The organism is Paraclostridium bifermentans (assembly GCF_964259345.1).
Taxonomy (GTDB): domain Bacteria; phylum Bacillota; class Clostridia; order Peptostreptococcales; family Peptostreptococcaceae; genus Paraclostridium; species Paraclostridium bifermentans_B.
The window spans coordinates 1-1,427 of record NZ_CAXVJR010000022.1 but is presented as its reverse complement, the minus strand read 5'-3'; the positions used below and the strand labels follow the sequence as shown (position 1 = coordinate 1,427).

At 34.9% G+C, this 1,427-nt stretch carries 1 protein-coding gene; it reads right to left on the bottom strand.

The window, feature by feature from the left end:
* A partial coding sequence (locus ACEXNK_RS17475) for a DUF6923 family protein (RefSeq protein WP_373601619.1) occupies positions 1 to 1,256 on the bottom strand: 1,256 nt, incomplete at its 3' end.
* Between the last annotated feature and the right edge of the window lie 171 nt (positions 1,257 to 1,427).

The following is a 1,427-nucleotide window of genomic DNA, read 5'->3' as shown; positions in this document are numbered from 1 at the left end:
TTTTGAAGTGCATCTTGTTCACCAGTGACTTGAGTTCCTAATGTTAGCGGATTTATTATTTGATGTCTTGGTCCATTATTTGCAAGTAAGGTAGAATAGTTTCCAAATCCATTCCCAGCACCTGTATCTGGTGCATCACCAAAATCTATTCTAACTTCAGCATTATGACATGATGCTCCGTCATTTTGATTTGCAGTTAGAGATTGAGAAAACAATGCTCCTGTTGCATTCCCTCCACTAAATGTTACACGATAAATATCTCCTGTTGTATTGTATATTACATAAAGAGTTCCTGTTGCATCCATAAAGGCAGCACCAGCACTAGGTGGTAAAACTCCACCCGTTGGTACAGGTGTAACTACTCCTGTAAGCGGATCTATTGTTTGTATAGTAAAAGTGCTAGCTTCCAAAGCATATAGTTGACCATCATTTGGATTATATGCCCAATCGGCAATATTTATAGGTGGATTCATAGCTTTCCCAGATACAGTTGGCGTAAATGCTCCACCTGTTGGATCTACTAATTGACCAAAATAAGGTGAATTTTGATCTAAATCTACTACATAGTAGTTTGCTTGGTTTCCTGCATATAAAAATAGATGTCCAGCAGCATCAAATGTACCTACAAAAAGATTAGGTGTTGATGGTAAGTTAGTAGGTAGTCCAAAGTCTGTTGTAGTACCATCTTCAGCTATTCTTATTATATTATTAGTACCAATTTCAGTACCATAAATCATATCATCTAAAACATTATACCCTATAGAATTTACTTGAAAACCTATATCTGTATTAATAATTGTTACAGCACCTGTTACTAAATTTATTCTTGCAAATCCACTATTTGCTGCACCTGTTGCTGCTACTTGATACCCAAAAGGTGCACAAAAGAAAGTATCTGGATTATCATGTCCATAATTATTGGCATTAATAGTAACATTATTATCTATATCATTCTGTGTTACAGTAACTACTTCTGTTCTAAAAGTTGTTGAATTCGTAAATCCTGGTGGTTGACCAAATAAAATTGGGGGGCAAGCTGCTCCTGGATTTATAGCTGTTTCATAAATCGTATGGTTTCCAGCTGATCCAAGATTTGGGAAAGTATATCTTCCAAATGCATCTGTTTGAACTGTTTGACATCCACCACCAGTACCTTGCCTAACAACATATGCATTAGGTATTACTGGCTCGCCAACATCGTATATACCATTGTGGTTTAAGTCATTAAAGACTATACCTGTAATAGTTGCTGCCATATTTATTCCTCCATTTCTAAAGATTTTTTACATTTTTTCTACATTTAAGAAAATCATAACGCATTTTTGAATTAACCTATTGTTTAGCATTCTTGCTTCTACACACTCTATATATGGCATTATAGAAAGCTTTCCTTTATTTAACAAAACACATGTTTTTTCACCATCTAT